The sequence below is a fragment of the Mesorhizobium sp. M7A.F.Ca.US.005.03.1.1 genome, assembly GCF_003997975.1.
Taxonomy (GTDB): Bacteria; Pseudomonadota; Alphaproteobacteria; order Rhizobiales; family Rhizobiaceae; genus Mesorhizobium; species Mesorhizobium ciceri.
In genome coordinates this window covers 43,641-59,346 of record NZ_RZRO01000031.1, presented here as the reverse complement: position 1 = coordinate 59,346, position 15,706 = coordinate 43,641, and the positions used below count along the sequence as shown (strand labels likewise).

Genomic DNA, 15,706 nt, shown 5'->3' with positions numbered 1-15,706 from the left:
CGGCGGCAACAATCAGGGACCCTGGGGGCAGGGTCCAAAAGGACCGAGCGGGCCGCAGGGCTCGCCTCCCGATCTCGAAGACATCATCCGCCGCGGCCAGGACCGGCTGCGGCGCGCTCTTCCGGGCGGCGGCGGCGCGAGCCCGGCTATCTTCGCGCTGATCGCGGCTGCACTTGTGGTGCTGTGGGCGTTCAAGGCGGTTTACACCGTGCAGCCCGATGAGGTCGCGGTCGAACTGCGCTTCGGCAAGCCGAAGACCGAACTGTCGCAGCCTGGCCTGCATTTCCATTGGTGGCCGCTCGAAACCGTCGAGACGGCCAAGATTTCCGAGCAGCTCGTCGATATCGGCGGCGGCGGCGCGACAAGTGGCAATACGTCCGGGCTGATGCTTACCGGCGACCAGAACATCGTCAACGTCCAGTTCTCCGTGGCCTATCAGGTCTCCGACCCGCGCGCGTATCTGTTCGATGTGTCCGATCCCGACGGCATGCTGCGGCAGGTTGCCGAAAGCGCCATGCGTGAAGCCGTCGGCCGCCGGCCGGCGCAGGACATCTTCCGCGACGACCGCCAGGGCATTGCCGCCTCGGTGCGTGAGATCATCCAGACGACGCTGGACGGCTACAAGGCCGGTCTCAACGTCAACGCCGTCTCGATCGAGGATGCGGCACCGCCACGCGAAGTGGCCGATGCGTTCGACGAGGTGCAGCGCGCCGAGCAGGACGAGGACAAGTTCGTCGAGCAGGCCAACCAGTACTCCAATCAGAAGCTCGGGCAGGCGCGCGGCGAGGCCGCACAGATCCGCGAAGACGCGGCCGCCTACAAGAACCGGGTCGTGCAGGAAGCTGAGGGTGAGGCGCAGCGCTTCATCTCGGTCTATGACGAATATGCCAAGGCGCCCGATGTAACGCGCAAGCGCCTCTACCTGGAAACCATGGAGAAGGTTCTGAAGGATTCGAGCAAGGTCATCGTCGAGCAGGGCAACGGGCAAGGGGTCGTTCCCTATCTGCCGCTGCCGGCATTGCAGCCGAAAGCGCCGGCACCGGCCGCCCCCGTTACGGGAGGTAACCAGTGATGGCCAACCGTCTTCCCATCATCGTCGTCGCAGCAGCGGTTATCCTGTTCCTGCTCTATTCGTCGGTCTTCGTGGTCAATGCGCGCCAGCAGGCGCTGGTGCTCAGGTTCGGTGAGATTGTCGACGTCAAGAGCGAACCCGGCATCTACTTCAAGGCGCCGTTCTCGTTCTTCGACGCCGACACCGTGCAGCTGATCGAGAACCGGGTGCTGCGCTTCGATCTCGACAACATTCGCGTCCAGGTCTCGGGCGGCAAGTTCTATGAGGTCGATGCCTTCATCGCCTATCGCATCTCGGATCCGCGGGTCTTCCGCGCCGCGGTGTCCGGTCAGATCGAACTGGCCGAGGCCCGGCTCAGGACGCGTCTCGACGCTGCCTTGCGCCGTGTCTATGGTCTGCGTGATTTCGAGGCAGCACTCTCCGAAGAGCGCGGCGTGATGATGCGCGAAGTCCGCGACCAGCTCAGGCCCGATGCCACATCGCTCGGCCTGCAGATCGAGGATGTCCGCATTCGCCGCACCGATCTCACGGCCGAAGTCTCGCAGCAGACCTTCGACCGCATGAAGGCGGAACGCCTGGCGGAAGCTGCCCGGCTGAGGGCGCGCGGCAATGAGGCGGCACAGCGCATCACCGCCCGCGCCGATCGCGAAGTGGTCGAGATCGTCGCCGAAGCCCAAAAAGAGTCGGAAATCCTGCGCGGCGAGGGCGAGGCCCAGCGCAGCGCCACCTTCGCGGGAGCCTATCAGCGCGATCCGGCTTTCTTCGACTTCTACCGGTCGATGAATGCCTATGGCACGGCGCTGGACAACACCGGAACGACGATGGTGCTGTCGCCGAACTCGGAGTTCTTCCGCTTCTTCCGCAATCCCGACGGCAGCGAGGGACCGGCAAAGCCGGCTTCGCCTGCGCCAAACGCTCCGGCGACGGCACCCGCCGCGCCGGCGGCACAGCCCAGCACCGGCCAGTAGCGGCCGGTGCAGGATTTTCTTGCCGCCATGGGCCTCGTCCTCGTCATAGAGGGTCTGGTCTATGGCGGCTTTCCCGGCCTGGCCAGGAAGCTTGCCACCGAAGTGCTGTCGCTGCCCGAGAACGCGCTGCGGATTGCCGGGCTGGCGGCGATCGCGATCGGCGTCGGCATCGTCTGGCTGGTACGAGGCGCATGAGGGCGGCGATGATTTATCCTCTGCCGATAGTCATAGCCGCAAACGTGCCGTATTTTTTGCCAACATGGCGTGACGCGGCGTTTTCGTCGAAGCGCTTTTCTTTTCAAGAATACCGGGAGGCTTCTCGATGACATCCAAAACAATTTTGCGCGCGGCGCGGCGGACATTCATCACCGGCGCGGCGGCACTTCTTGTCAGCGCCGTCGCTGTCCCGTCCTTCACGGCGCCGACATTTGCCGCCGACGGGCCCGCTTCGGTCGCCGATCTGGCGCAAGGCCTGCTCGGCGCGGTGGTCAACATATCGACCTCGCAGACGGTCAAGGGTACCGAAGGCCCGGGCGCGGTGCCGATGCCGCAATTGCCCGAAGGTTCGCCCTTCCAGGATTTCTTCGACGATTTCTTCAAGAACCGCGGCGGTGACAAGGACAACGGCTCGCAGAAGGTGCAGTCGCTGGGCTCCGGCTTCGTCATCGATGCCGAGCAAGGCATCGTCGTCACCAACAACCATGTCATTGCCGATGCCGACGACATCGAGGTCAATTTCTCCGATGGCGTCACCTTGAAGGCGACGCTGGTCGGCACCGACACCAAGACCGATGTCGCCGTGCTCAAGGTCGATCCGAAAGGCCACAAGCTGACGGCGGTGAAGTTCGGCGATTCCACCAAGATGCGCGTCGGCGACTGGGTGATGGCGATCGGCAATCCGTTCGGCCTCGGCGGCACGGTGACGGTCGGCATCGTCTCGGCCCGCAACCGCGACATCAATTCCGGCCCCTATGACGACTTCATCCAGACCGATGCCGCGATCAACCGCGGCAATTCCGGCGGACCGCTGTTCAACAGCGCGGGCGAAGTCATCGGCATCAACACGGCGATCATCTCGCCATCCGGCGGCTCGATCGGCATCGGCTTCTCCATCCCGTCGCAGCTCGCGTCCGGTGTCGTCGACCAGTTGCGCCAGTTCGGCGAGACGCGGCGCGGCTGGCTCGGCGTGCGCATCCAGCCGGTGACCGACGACATCGCCGAAAGCCTCGGCATGGCGACCGCAAAGGGTGCGCTGGTTGCCGGCGTGATCAAGGGCGGCCCGGTCGACAATGGCACGATCCAGGCCGGCGACGTCATCATCAAGTTCGACGGCAAGGATATCCATGAGATGCGCGACCTGCCACGTGTCGTCGCCGAAAGCCCTGTCGGCAAGGCGGTCGACGTGCTGATCGTGCGCAAGGGCGTTGAACAGACGGTGAAAGTGACCCTCGGCCGGCTCGAGGATGGCGAGAAGGCCGCCAACGCCGAGGAGGGCAACACCGACCAGGACAAGGGCGACAAGGCTCCGGCCGTTTCCACTGCCTCGGTGCTCGGCATGACGGTCGGCGAACTGAACGACGAGACACGCAAGAAGTTCAGCATTGCGGCCGATGTTTCGGGCGTCGTCATCACCGACGTCACCAAGGACTCGGCCGCCGCCGAACGCGGCATCCAGCCCGGCGAGGTGATCACCGAGATCGCACAGGAATCGGTTGCTACCCCCAAGGACGTCATGGACCGCATCGGCGCCTTGAAGGAACAGGGGCGCAAGAATGCGTTGCTGATGCTGGCCTCGAAGACCGGCGAGCTCAGGTTCGTGACGATCAGGATGGACTGAGGTCCGGAAGATCGACAACACGACAACACTGAAAAAAGGGCGGCTAGCGAGCTGCCCTTTTTCTTGCCTGCCAGTCCTGGCGCGACAGTCTGTAGAGGACATGCCGTTTGAGATGCGGATGGCTGTCGGGAATGCTGGGGTGGTCGAAATCGCCGGACGGATCCGCGCTCATGCCGAGGCGTTGCATGACGGCGGTGGAGCGGCGGTTGGCCGCGACGGCGAATGACACGATTTCATCGAGGCCAAGCGTCTCGAAGCCGTAGGCCAGCCACGCTTCGGCTGCCTCGGTGACATAGCCTTTGCCCCAGAACTCAGGTGCCAGCCGCCAGCCGATCTCGATGGTGCCGGCTGGCAGGGATGGCACATGATCGGTGTCGAGGAGACCGATGAAGCCGATGCATTCACCGGTGGCGGTGATCTCGGCGGCAGCAAAACCGTATCCGTCGTTCGTGGTCCAGGCCCGGAGCTCGTCCATCTTGGCATCCGCCTGGGCACGGTCACGGCGGAATGGAAAGAACTCCATCACCCGGTCGTCGGAGTTGATGCGGTGGAACAGGTCGCGGTCGCGATCCTCCCAGTTGCGCAGGATCAGGCGCTCGGTACGCATTGGTTTCATTGCACAAAGTCCTCCTGCCTGTAGCCCTGCATATAGAGCAGCGCGGTCAGGTCGCCATGATCGATGCGGACCTTGGCCTGTGCCGCCACCGTCGGCTTGGCGTGAAGCGCGACACCGGTACCGGCAAGGCGGATCATGTCGAGATCATTGGCGCCGTCACCGACGGCAATGGCGTCGGCGGGCGTCAGGCCGAGACGCGCTGAAATTTCGATCAACGCGTCGGCCTTGGCGGCGCGGCCGAGGATAGGTTCGCCGACCAGGCCGGTGAAGCGCCCGTCCTGTTCGAGCAGGCGATTGGCGCGGTTCTCCTGGAAGCCGAGCATTGCGGCGATGCGCGTCGTGAACACCTCGAACCCGCCAGACACGAGTGCCGTCCAGGCACCGTTGGCGCGCATGGTCCGGACCAGAACACGGCCGCCCGAGGCCAGCGTCAGGCGATTGGCGACGATGCGATCGACCACGGTGGCGTCGAGGCCCTTCAGCAACGCCACCCGCTCGCGCAAAGCCGGTTCGAAGGCGATCTCGCCATTCATGGATCGCGCGGTAATCGTGGCAACATGATCCTTTACGCCGATCTCGTCGGCCAGCTCGTCGATGCATTCCTGGTCGATCATGGTCGAATCCATGTCGGCGATCAGGATTTTCTTGCGGCGGGTTTCTGCTTCTTGGACGATCACGTCGACCGACTCGCTGGCGAGTGCCGTGCGCAAGACGGCACTCGCAGCGGCGGCGTCGGCTGCCTCAGGCAGGACGAGATCGCAGGCGATACCTTCAGCCAGCCAGACAACAGCGCTTGCGCCGACCGACCGTGAGGCCATATTCGCAAGCGACAGCGACAAAGCGCGCTCAGTGGGACGGGAAACAAGCGTGGCGATGAGCGGCATGGAACATTCCGGCGGGCAGGCGGGCAAGGGCCGCGTGAAGAACGCGATCCTGATAGCCGGGCCGACCGCCAGCGGCAAGTCGGCGCTTGCGCTCGATCTGGCCGAGCGCAGGGGTGGCGTGATCGTCAATACGGATTCCATGCAGGGCTATTCGGTGCTCGACGTGCTGACCGCCCGGCCGGAGGCGGCCGACCTCGCCCGCGCACCGCATTTCCTCTACGGCCATGTCCATCCGGCGACACCCTATTCCACCGGCGCCTGGCTGCGCGACGTGATGAAACTGATCGACGACGGCACATTCTCCGAACGGACAGCGATTTTTGTCGGCGGCACCGGGCTCTATTTTCGCGCATTGGCCGAGGGCATTTCGGAAATGCCCGACATTCCGCAACGGGTCCGCGACCGTTGGCGCTACGAATTGAAGGAGCAGGGCGCCGTCAAGCTGCACAGCCTGCTGCTGCGCGAGGATTCGGCGGCCGCCATGATGCTCAAGCCAACCGACAGCCAGCGCATCGTGCGGGCATTGGAGGTTCTCGATGCGTCTGGCCGTTCGATCCTGGAATGGCAGGCAGAGCGCGGCCAGCCGCTCATCGACAGGCAAAGCGCGCATTTCCTGGTGATCGAGCCGGATCGGGCGGCGTTGGTCGGACGCATCGACAAACGCTTCGACCAAATGCTGGACAAGGGCGCGCTGGACGAGGTCAAGCGGCTTGCGGCACTTGGCCTCGATCCCGAATTGCCGGCGATGAAAGCGATCGGCGTTCGCGAACTGCAGGCGGCGATGGCCGGAGGGATTGGCTTTCCCGAGGCAATCGAACGCGCCAAGATCGCGACCAGGCAATATTCCAAGCGGCAAACCACCTGGTTCAGGCATCAATTGGGGCCGGAATGGCTGAGGTTGCACCCCGGTGATGATCTGGAAACCACGATCTCAGCGCTTGCTTCCGATGCAACCTGAAAAGTTTACCTGCAAGGAAAGGTTCCCGTTGTGGTTGTCCAAATTAACCCTCCGTAAGCCCGCCCATGCCATAAGGTCGATGGGCACTTTTCCAACGGGGAGCAGATGCGTTTTCACAAGGCGGAATCAGCATTTTTCGTCTTTATATTCGTGATCCTGGCCGCCGGCCTGGTGACGCTGCATGCTTATGGACTTCTGCAGTCCTTCGCCGACGAGTTGCATACGGCTTCGGGTCTGGACAAGGTCATCTATCTCAACAAGCTCTTGTTCGCGACCGGCGTGCTCCTGGCCACCGCGCTGTTCTTCGGCATTTTCTTCATCTATCCGCTGATTCGAAAACAGGCGACGGAGGAGGGCAAGCTGCGCGCCATGACGGTCTCGCTCAGCGCGCGGTCGGAAACACTCGAGCATGCGGCGCTGACCGACGGCCTGACCGGCATGCAGAACCGGCGCTATTTCGATGATGCGCTGAAGGAGTATCTCGAGGAGTTCCGGCGCATCGAAAAGCCTGTCGGGCTGATGATCCTCGATCTCGACCATTTCAAGCAGGTCAACGACACCCATGGCCATGACGTCGGCGACGAGGTGCTCAAGGCGGTCGCGAGCTGTCTCAAGGATATGACGCGCTACCACGATGTGGTGGCGCGATTGGGCGGCGAGGAGTTCGCCGTGGTCACGCCCAACATGGACGCCGAGCTTCTGGGCAAGTTTGCCGAGCGCATCCGCAAGGCGATCGCCAACATGTCGGTGCTGTCGGGCAATGTCCGCCTCAAGATCACCACCAGCGTCGGGCTAGCCGTCTGGGACCGCAAGGAAACAGCGGAAGAGTTCTATCGCCGCGCCGACCGCCAGCTTTACGAGGCGAAGAGGCAAGGCCGCAACCGCGTCTGCGCCTAAAATCCCGTCCCTGAATTCGTGAGGCTGGCCGTCTGGCGCCGTTTTCTGTGCTTCCGATCCTCACGGACTCAAATGTCCGCTCCGCTTCGGTTCTCGAAAACAGCACCACCCGACTCAGCCTGACGAATTCCCTGACGGGATTTACCCAAGCGGTCCAGGCAGGGCGCGAGCTTAGCGCGGCTTCTCAATCGGCCGGCAGAACAGCCGGGTCGCAAGCTCAATCGTTTTGCGGGCGCAGGCCGAAGGTTGCGGGCTTGAGGCCGTAGCGCATGTCGAAATCGTCGTCCGATGGCGGGCGTGCGGCGGGTGGCTTGCGGTAGTCGGGGTCGCCGGCCTGGCGGCCTGAATCCACGACCTCGGCGAAGGCCATCGCCTGCTGCGTCGATTTCGGCACGTTGCGCAATCGTTCCACGATCGCCACCAGATCGACATCGTCGCCCGGCTTCGACGTGGCCTCTTCGCGTTTGGCGGTGCCGGGAAGCAGGTGGCTCGGCAGTTTTTCGAACTTCAGCCGCATGGTCGTCGCCACGCCTTCGCCGAAGGCGATGGCTTCGCGCTGGCCCATCGAGGACAGAAAGGCAAGCGTCGAGGCAGAAGAGTCGGCAATCGCCGAGCGGATGATCGCCTGGTCCTGCTCATTGGCAAGCCGCATGGCGAAGAAGGTCGAGCATTGCGACAGGATGGTCGGGTCGAGCTCGCCGGGGCGCTGGGTGACGACGCCGAGATAGCAGCCATATTTGCGGCCTTCCTTGGCAATGCGCGACAGCGCATGCCTGGTCGGCGCGAATCCGAGACGCGGGTCGGCCGGCATATAGCGGTGCGCCTCTTCGCACAAAAACAGAAGCTGCAGCTTGCCTTCGCTCCACAGAGCGAGATCGAAGGCCAGGCGCGCCAGCACCGAACAGACGGAATTGACCACTTCGGACGGCATGCCGGCCATCTCGAAGCAGGTCACGGGACGGCCATGATGCGGCACGCGGAAGATGTTGCCGATCGTCTCGTGGATGGTGTCCTCGATCAGGCGCGAGTTGAACATGAAGCGATAACGTGGATCGGCCGCCGCCGATTCGATGCGCGTCTTCAGCGATTTGAGCGTCGGGCGATCGGTCTTGCTTTCGAGCATGCCCATGCGCTCATCGATCTGCTTGAGCAGGTCGGCGATGCGGTAAGGCACTGGCGTATCGGCGGTCAGCGCATCGCTGCCGCGCCTGATATAGGAGCCCGAATTCGGGTTGCGGTAGAGATTCTTGGCGGCCGGGATCAGGTCGCGCAAGGCATCGATTTCTTCCGGCTCGGTCTCGCGGCCCCGGAACAGCACCTCGGCGAATTCCTCCAGCGTGAACATCCAGAACGGAAGATCCAAGGTTTTGGAATCGACCCTGACGCAGTATTCGGGCAGCGATGCCGCGAACTCGTTGTGCGGGTCGAGGATCAGGATGCGCAGATCCGGCCGTGCCGCGATCGACTTGCGCAGCAGCAGCGAAACGGCGGTGGATTTGCCGACGCCGGTCGTGCCGACAATGGCGAAGTGACGCGCCAGCGTATCGTCGATAGCGATGTTGGCGGCGATCGTCTCGTCCTGCGCGAGCGTGCCGATCGTGATCGAATGACGCCCGGCAAGGTCATAGACCGCCTGCAGGTCGCGGGTGCGGATGCGATGCGCAACGGCGCCGATATGCGGATAGGTGGTGATGCCGCGGTCGAAGACCGGTCTGGCGCCGGGCTCCGCACCGTCACGGACTTCGCCGATCAGCTCGATGCTGACCTCGATGGCGTTCTGGCCCTCATTGCTCCAGGCGCGGTCCGACTTGCCGATCGCGTAGACAAGGCCGACGGTTCGCGTCGATCCGAGATTGATGGAAATCATCTTCCCGACTGTCCACAGGCCGGTCACCGCGCCGTCGGCATCGTCCGCATAGGCGCTGATGGTGGCGCGAGCGCCGTCGCATTGCACGACATTGCCGAGGATGCGCTTGTCGTTCTGCTCGGTCTGGCGGCGCTCCTGCGAGGTCGGTTCCCCCACGGAGGCTTCGCGTTCGACATACATGGACAGGCCAATCCCCATTTCCCTGGAGAGTCGATCCTACCCGAATGGGGTTAAGGCCCGATGAGGTCGGATGGTGTAGAGAGCATTAAGGGGCCTGTGAAAATTGTCGCAAGGCGGCTCTTCTCCGGCGTCAATATTTCGCTATAATAGACATATGGATGATATAGCGAACGAAATTTCCTCGACGATAGGCCGCAGGATACACGCCGAAAGGGTCATGCGTGACTGGTCCCTGGCCGAACTGGCGGAGCATTCCGGCGTCTCGAAGGCGATGCTCAGCACGATCGAGCGAGGCAAGACCAGCCCGACGGCGGCGCTTCTGGTGCGCATCGCGTCGGCCTTCGGCATGACGCTGTCGACCTTGATCGCGCGCGCCGAGCTGCAGGGCGGCGGGCTGCTGCGCGAGGCCGACCAGCCGGTATGGCGCGATCCCGATACCGGCTATGTCAGGCGGCATCTTTCGCCGGCTGGCGATATGCCGCTGGAACTGATCAAGGTGCATCTGCCGGCGGGCGCCAGGGTCAGTTTTCCGGCTGCTTCATACGCCTTCATCAAGCAGCAGATATGGCTGATTTCCGGGCGGCTCGAATTCATCGAAGGCGATATGGCGCACAAGCTCGAGCCCGGCGACTGCCTGGCGCTTGGGGCGCCGTCGGACTGCACCTTCCATGCCCTGGAGCCCGGCGCCGACTATCTGGTCGCCCTGGTCAGAGGCTGACACAATGGCAAAGAGACCAAAGCGCTCCCACAATGGGGGGCCGCCTCTCGATGAGTACAAGGGCCCGCCATGGGGCACGGGCGATCCCTATATCTTCCTGGCCTGGCAGGCAGCGCACGCCAAGGCGTGGAAGGCGCCGAGCCACGAGGTCATGCTGTTGCGCATGGACAGAGCCGAGCGGCTTGGCCTGACCTACGAGGAGTACACGCTCGAGATTCTCGAGCGCGGGCGGCACCTCGGGCACGAAGATGCCGACCGCATCAGCGCCATCAAGGCGGCGCGAAAGCGTCGCCGCGCGCGCCATCTGGAGTGACGGCAATGCGCCCGCTTCTATCGCAATCACAGGATATCCCGCACATGAACTCGATCGAGATCGCAACCCTGACCCCGGCTGCCGAGACGCAGGACGGGCTGGCCGAATTGCTGGTCGCAACGGTGGCGGCAGGCGGTTCGGTCAGCTTCATGCATCCGTTGGCGCCGCAGGCGGCGAGGGGTTTCTGGGAGAAATCGCTGGCCGCGGCGGCAAGGGGCGAAAGAGCGGTGCTTGGCGCCTGGGACGGCAAAAACCTGGTCGGCACCGTGACCTTGCTGCTCGACTGTCCGCCCAACCAGCCGCACCGGGCCGAGATCGCCAAGCTGATGACACGCACCGACTACCGGGGCAGGGGCGTGGGAACGCGCCTGATGCGGGCCGCCGAGAGGCTTGCGGTGGAGAAGGGCCGCATGCTGCTGGTTCTGGACACGGCAACCGAGGAGGGCGCCTCACGCCTCTATGAGCGGTTGGGCTTCACGCTGGCCGGTGAGATACCGGACTATGCACTGAAGCCGCATGGCGGGCTGACCGGCACGCTGATCTACTGGAAGCGGATCGGGCAAATCTCGTAACCAATCATGCCGGCGCGGAGAGGCGCGACAGCAACCACTGGCGGAAATCCTGCTCGGCGCCGGTCAGGCGCGCTGTCGACGCCTTGGTCAGAAAATGGCCCGATGTGCTGGAGAGTTCGAAGTCGGAAAGCCTGACCAGCGTCTTGCTGTCGAGCGCCGCATCGACCAGCGGCCGCGAGCCCAAAAGCACGCCGGCGCCGGCCTTGGCCGCTTCCATGGCGGCAACGAAGCTGTCGAAGCGGTGCGATCGCCTGGGATGGCCGGCCAGCCTGGCGGCAGCGAACCATTCCGCCCACATCTCGCGCGCGCCGGCAACCAGAAGCAGCGGCCAGGAGGTCCAGTCTGCGTCGCCGACCAGACCCGGAGCCGCCACCGGCAGAAGCCGCTCGGCGGTCAGCCTGTCGGCTTCGCGGCCGGGGAAGGATCCGTTGCCGAAACGGATATCGAGCACCGAGCCCGGCAGGTCGTAATCGGTAGGGCGATGGATCGTCACCAGGTCGAGCTGGATGCGCGGCAGTGCCTTCGCGAGATCGGGCAGCGCCGGAACCAGCATCAGCAAGGCAAAGGAAATCGGCGCCCGGATGGTCACGGTCTGGACGGCGCGCGGCTCGAACAGTTCCGCGGTGCTGTTGCCGATGGTGGCGAAGGCCGACTGGATGTGGGGGAGATAGGCTGCCCCCTCCGGCGACAGGGCGACGCCGCGCGCCAGCCGCGAAAACAAACGTGTCTTTAGCCGCTCCTCGAGAAAGCGGATGTGTTGGCTGACGGCCGCCTGGGTGAGGCCAAGCTCGGCTGCCGCCGCGGTGAAATTCGACAGCCGCGCCGCAGCCTCGAAACTGCGCAGCCAGTCGAGCGGCGGCAGGGGTGTGGTTCGAGACATTAGTATATCGTGGTCATTGCCCAAAATATGATAATTTGAATTATGCCTCTCGCGCGATCAACATGCAATCGAAACCCTGCGGATCAGCTGCAGGGGACGCAATGGACAGGAACGGATCTCCATGCTCACCCAGGCGCTGATCGGCAACGAAGGTAGAACAATCGAACTTGGCTGGAAGGACGGGTCGCGCAGCCGCTTTCACGCCATGTGGCTGCGCGACAATGCGCTGGACGACAAGACGCGCAGCGCCGGCAATGGCCAACGGCTGATCACCATCCTCGACATTCCCGCCGACACCAGGATCGGCGCGGCATCGGTCAAGGGCGGTGCCCTGGAAGTCAGCTTCGTGCCGGAGCAGAAAACAGTGAGTTTCCCGGCGGCATGGCTGAGCGCCAATGCCTATGATCGTGACGCGGCCCGCCAGCCCGGCTGGACAGACGAGGCCACCGTGCGATGGACCAAGGCCTCGATGCAGAATTCGGTGCCGCGCGCCGGCTATGCTGCGGCCAGCCATGATCGCGCTGTGCTGGGGCAATGGCTGTCGGCGGTGAAAACCTATGGCTTCGCGGTGATGGACGATCTGCCGACCGAATCCGGAGCGCTGTGCAAGGTGTCCGATCTGTTCGGCTATATCAGGGAGACCAATTACGGCCGCTGGTTCGAAGTGCGCGCCGAGGTCGATCCGAGCAATCTCGCCTACACCAATCTCGGGCTCCAGGCGCATACCGACAATCCCTATCGCGACCCCGTGCCGACGCTGCAGATCCTGTCCTGCATCGAGAATACGGTTGAGGGCGGCGAATCCAGCGTCGTCGACGGATTTGCCGTCGCGGCTGCGCTGCAGGCCGAGAACCCGGAAGGCTTCCGGCTGCTGAGCTCATGCCCGGCGCGCTTCGAATATGCCGGCTCTTCCGGTGTGCGGCTGCAGGCGAAGCGGCCGATGATCGAGCTCGGGCCCGATGGCGAGCTGATCTGCATCCGCTTCAACAACCGCTCGCTGGCGCCGACGGTCGACGTGCCCTTCGCCGACATGGAGGCGTACTACGCCGCCTACCGCCGGTTCGCCGAACTGATCGAGGATCCATCCTTCGAAGTGACGTTCAAGCTCGAAGCGGGGCAGGCTTTCATCGTCGACAACACGCGCGTCATGCACGCCCGCAAGGCGTTTTCCGGAACCGGCAAGCGCTGGCTGCAGGGCTGTTACGCCGACAAGGATGGCCTGCTGTCGACGCTCGCGTCGATAGAACACGGGTTCAAGGAGGCGGCGGAATGAGCGGCCAGGATTTGAACGCGGACAATATCGTCGAATTCATCGCCGACATCTTCGAGCGCCGGGGTGCGGAATCCTATCTCGGCGAACCCGTCACCATGTCGGAGCACATGCTGCAGGGCGCCTGGTTCGCCGAAAAGGACGGCGCGCCGGACGAGCTGGTGGCGGCGGCGCTGCTGCACGACATTGGCCACTACACCAGCGAGTTCGGCACCTATTCGCCCGAGGATGTCGAGGACAAGCATCATGACGAAGCCGGCGGCGAAGTGCTGGCGCGGTTCTTTCCACCTGTCATCGTCGAATGCGTCAGGCTGCATGTCGCCGCCAAGCGCTATCTCTGCGCCACCGACCCGACCTATTTTGGCAGGCTTTCGCCGGCCTCGGTGCACACGCTGTCGCTGCAGGGCGGGCCGATGAATGCCGAGGAGGTGGCCGAGTTCCGCAAGAACCCGTTCCGTGAGGAAGCGGTCCGGGTCCGCATCTGGGACGAGAGCGGCAAGATTGCCAACATGAAGACGCGGACGTTTCGCGATTACGTGCCGCTGTTGCAGCGGGTGGTGACGCAGTTCGCGGCGGGTAAGCCGGCGTAATTCCCTCAAAGGAAGGAGGCAGGGTGCAAGCCCTGCCTTCTTTCTTCCGGCTTCGCCGGAATCGCGCTCGCCTACCCCTTGTGATGCACCTGCTGCAGCCCGTAGACCGGCGTCGCCAAGCCGGCCTGCCTGGCCTTCAGCTGCAGCGCCAGGAATTGTGAATAGTGGCGTGACTGGTGCAGGTTGCCGCCGTGAAACCACAGCGCTTCCTGCTGTGTAGGCTTCCACATGTTGCGCAACTCGCCTTCCCAGGGGCCGGGATCCTTGGTGGTGTTCGAGCCGAGGCCCCAGCATTTGCCGACCTTGTCGGCGGTTTCGCGCGATATCAGATCGGCGGCCCAGCCGTTCATCGAGCCGTAGCCGGTGGCGTAGACGATGAGGTCCGCAGGCAGTTCCGACCCGTCGCTGAGCAGAACCGAGTGCTGCTTGATCTCTTCGACGTCGACGCCGCTCTTCAGCTTGATCGAACCATCGATGACCAGCTGCGATGCGCCAACATCGATGTAATAGCCAGAGCCGCGCCTGAGGTACTTCATGAACAGGCCGGACTCGTCGTCGCCCCAGTCGAGCATGAAACCGGCCTTTTCCAGTCCCTTGTAGAATGCCGCATCGCGTTTCTTCATCTCGGCATAGGCCGGGATCTGGAACTCGTGCAGGATCTTGTAGGGCAGCGAAGCGAAGATGAGATCGGCCTTGGCGGTGGTGATGCCATTCTGCAGCGCCTGCTCCGAATAGAGCGAACCCAGTCCGATTTCCATCAACGTGTCGGACCTGGAGATATGGGTACTCGAGCGCTGCACCATGGTCACGTCGGCGCCGGCTTCCCAAAGTGCGGCAGCGATGTCATGGGCGGAATTGTTGGATCCGATGACAACGGCCTTTTTGCCGGCATAGGCGTCGGGACCCGGATGCTTCGACGAGTGGTGCTGATCGCCCCTGAAGGTCTCCATGCCCTTGAATTTCGGCAGATTGGCTTTGCCGGACTGTCCGGTCGCCAGCACCAGCTGCTTCGGCTTCAGCGTGATGTCCTTGCCGTCACGGTGGACGACAACGGTCCATTCCTTCGTCTTGTCGTCATAGGAAGCGCTTTTGGCCTCGGTCGAGGACCAGTAATTCAGCTCCATTACCTTGGTGTACATTTCCAGCCAGTCGCCGATCTTGTCCTTGGGCGAGAAGACCGGCCAGTTCTTGGGGAAATCGATATAGGGCAGATGGTCGTACCAGACCGGGTCATGCAGGCAGAGCGACTTGTAGCGCTTGCGCCAGCTGTCGCCGGCACGCTCGTTCTTCTCGATGATGATGGTCGGCACGCCAAGCTGCCGCAGCCGCGCGCCGAGCGCGATACCGCCCTGGCCGCCACCGATGATCACCGTATAGGGCTGCGTCTTGAAGCCGAGCTCGGCGGCTTCCCTCTCGCGCTCTTCCTTCCATGTCGGACGGTTCTTGCCCGAGCCGTGCCTGGCGCCCATCGGCCGCGCGAAGCCTGCCGGCTCCTCGTGGCCTTTCAGTTCGGCCATGGTGGTCAGCAGCGTCCAGATCTTGCCGTTCTTCAGCCTGATATGGCCGAAGCCGCGTGCCGCCTCCGTCTCGAAGCTGATCCAGCCCTCGATCAGTTCGCCGCTCTCGGTCGCGTCCTCGCCCTTGGCGATGGCGAAGTGCGATGGCCTGGTGTTCGACAACTGGCTTTTCAGCATGTCGCGGACCTGGTCGCGGCCTTCCATGGTCTTGATGTTCCAGGTGAAGGTAACGAGGTCGCGCCAGTAGCAATCTTCTTGAAAGCAATCGACCGCCTTCTCGATGTCATTGGCAGCAAGCGCGGCGCCGAATTGGTCGAGTACGTCAGACAGTTTCTTGCTAGAGGGCTTGTCGAGCATCAGGTTTCCTCCCGTGAAATCCAGATCGTCATGGTGGTGGCTCCGACGGGCTTGCCGCCGGACGATCAAGTATCGTCAGAGATGGCGGCCCTCGTCACGCCCCACCATAGTTTCCAGCGGTTTCAATGGTTTATTCGCAAAATGGGATCACCCGGCGGTTTCGCAATCGCCCGGGCGCCGGAAACGACCGTCCCATTTGTGAATGCCGCG

At 63.5% G+C, this 15,706-nt stretch carries 16 protein-coding genes; 11 read left to right on the top strand and 5 right to left on the bottom strand.

From position 1 onward, the window contains the following. The 4 genes from hflK to EN990_RS15460 form a co-directional block, all read left to right on the top strand. Window positions 1-1,072 (top strand): FtsH protease activity modulator HflK (gene hflK, locus EN990_RS15475; RefSeq protein WP_127388322.1); only part of this gene is annotated, 1,072 nt, incomplete at its 5' end. Next, window positions 1,072-2,040: a protease modulator HflC gene (locus tag EN990_RS15470; protein WP_013531031.1), complete on the top strand. Its 969-nt coding sequence runs from the start codon at window positions 1,072-1,074 to the stop codon at window positions 2,038-2,040. The genes hflK and EN990_RS15470, both read left to right, overlap by 1 nt. Before the next feature lie 6 nt (window positions 2,041-2,046). After that, window positions 2,047-2,235 carry a DUF2065 domain-containing protein gene (locus tag EN990_RS15465; RefSeq protein ID WP_013531032.1) on the top strand — a complete coding sequence of 63 codons (189 nt, stop codon included), beginning with the start codon at window positions 2,047-2,049 and terminating at the stop codon, window positions 2,233-2,235. 127 nt (window positions 2,236-2,362) lie between these two features. After that, window positions 2,363-3,877: a DegQ family serine endoprotease gene (locus EN990_RS15460; protein ID WP_127369764.1), complete on the top strand. Its 1,515-nt coding sequence runs from the start codon at window positions 2,363-2,365 to the stop codon at window positions 3,875-3,877. Between the two features lie 43 nt (window positions 3,878-3,920). Here EN990_RS15460 and EN990_RS15455 read toward each other — a convergent pair whose 3' ends face one another. Continuing rightward, on the bottom strand, window positions 3,921-4,493 hold the full coding sequence (locus EN990_RS15455) for a GNAT family N-acetyltransferase (RefSeq protein WP_127385238.1): 573 nt from the start codon (window positions 4,491-4,493) through the stop codon (window positions 3,921-3,923). Then, window positions 4,490-5,377, bottom strand: coding sequence for a phosphoserine phosphatase SerB (gene serB / locus EN990_RS15450; protein WP_127370536.1), 888 nt, complete (start codon window positions 5,375-5,377; stop codon window positions 4,490-4,492). The genes EN990_RS15455 and serB overlap by 4 nt, the downstream gene beginning before the upstream one ends. Here serB and miaA point away from each other — a divergent pair. Then, a complete protein-coding gene (miaA, locus tag EN990_RS15445; RefSeq protein WP_013531036.1) occupies window positions 5,367-6,335 on the top strand; it encodes a tRNA (adenosine(37)-N6)-dimethylallyltransferase MiaA in 969 nt (322 codons plus the stop codon). The two genes, serB and miaA, sit on opposite strands and share 11 nt — an antisense overlap. A gap of 105 nt (window positions 6,336-6,440) precedes the next feature. Further along, window positions 6,441-7,232, top strand: a complete 792-nt coding sequence (locus EN990_RS15440) for a GGDEF domain-containing protein (protein ID WP_013531037.1) — start codon at window positions 6,441-6,443, stop codon at window positions 7,230-7,232. A 217-nt stretch (window positions 7,233-7,449) separates the two neighbouring features. Here the strand turns inward: EN990_RS15440 and EN990_RS15435 are convergent, their stop codons facing one another. Next, the gene (locus EN990_RS15435; RefSeq protein WP_024501408.1) at window positions 7,450-9,279 is read right to left on the bottom strand and encodes an ATP-binding protein; all 1,830 of its coding nucleotides are present in this window, start codon (window positions 9,277-9,279) and stop codon (window positions 7,450-7,452) included. Window positions 9,280-9,433: 154 nt separating this feature from the next. On the opposite strand from EN990_RS15435, the gene EN990_RS15430 reads away from it, so the two are divergent. From EN990_RS15430 to EN990_RS15420, 3 genes are read left to right on the top strand one after another with little or no spacing between them, the layout of a single operon-like run. Next, window positions 9,434-9,997: an XRE family transcriptional regulator gene (locus EN990_RS15430; protein WP_027160588.1), complete on the top strand. Its 564-nt coding sequence runs from the start codon at window positions 9,434-9,436 to the stop codon at window positions 9,995-9,997. A gap of 4 nt (window positions 9,998-10,001) precedes the next feature. Further along, a complete protein-coding gene (locus tag EN990_RS15425; protein WP_013531040.1) occupies window positions 10,002-10,310 on the top strand; it encodes a hypothetical protein in 309 nt (102 codons plus the stop codon). A gap of 44 nt (window positions 10,311-10,354) precedes the next feature. Next, window positions 10,355-10,882: a GNAT family N-acetyltransferase gene (locus tag EN990_RS15420; RefSeq protein WP_127385241.1), complete on the top strand. Its 528-nt coding sequence runs from the start codon at window positions 10,355-10,357 to the stop codon at window positions 10,880-10,882. Window positions 10,883-10,886: 4 nt separating this feature from the next. On the opposite strand, the gene EN990_RS15415 is transcribed toward EN990_RS15420, so the two are convergent. Further along, window positions 10,887-11,762: a LysR family transcriptional regulator gene (locus EN990_RS15415; RefSeq protein ID WP_127385240.1), complete on the bottom strand. Its 876-nt coding sequence runs from the start codon at window positions 11,760-11,762 to the stop codon at window positions 10,887-10,889. Between the two features lie 121 nt (window positions 11,763-11,883). Between EN990_RS15415 and EN990_RS15410 the strand changes: the two genes are divergently transcribed. Then, the gene (locus tag EN990_RS15410; protein ID WP_127369889.1) at window positions 11,884-13,035 is read left to right on the top strand and encodes a gamma-butyrobetaine dioxygenase; all 1,152 of its coding nucleotides are present in this window, start codon (window positions 11,884-11,886) and stop codon (window positions 13,033-13,035) included. Beyond that, window positions 13,032-13,622, top strand: a complete 591-nt coding sequence (locus tag EN990_RS15405; protein WP_127369890.1) for an HD domain-containing protein — start codon at window positions 13,032-13,034, stop codon at window positions 13,620-13,622. The genes EN990_RS15410 and EN990_RS15405 overlap by 4 nt, the downstream gene beginning before the upstream one ends. 71 nt (window positions 13,623-13,693) lie before the next feature. On the opposite strand, the gene EN990_RS15400 is transcribed toward EN990_RS15405, so the two are convergent. Further along, complete coding sequence (locus EN990_RS15400) at window positions 13,694-15,496, bottom strand: NAD(P)/FAD-dependent oxidoreductase (protein WP_064993779.1); 1,803 nt, start codon at window positions 15,494-15,496, stop codon at window positions 13,694-13,696. Between the last annotated feature and the right edge of the window lie 210 nt (window positions 15,497-15,706).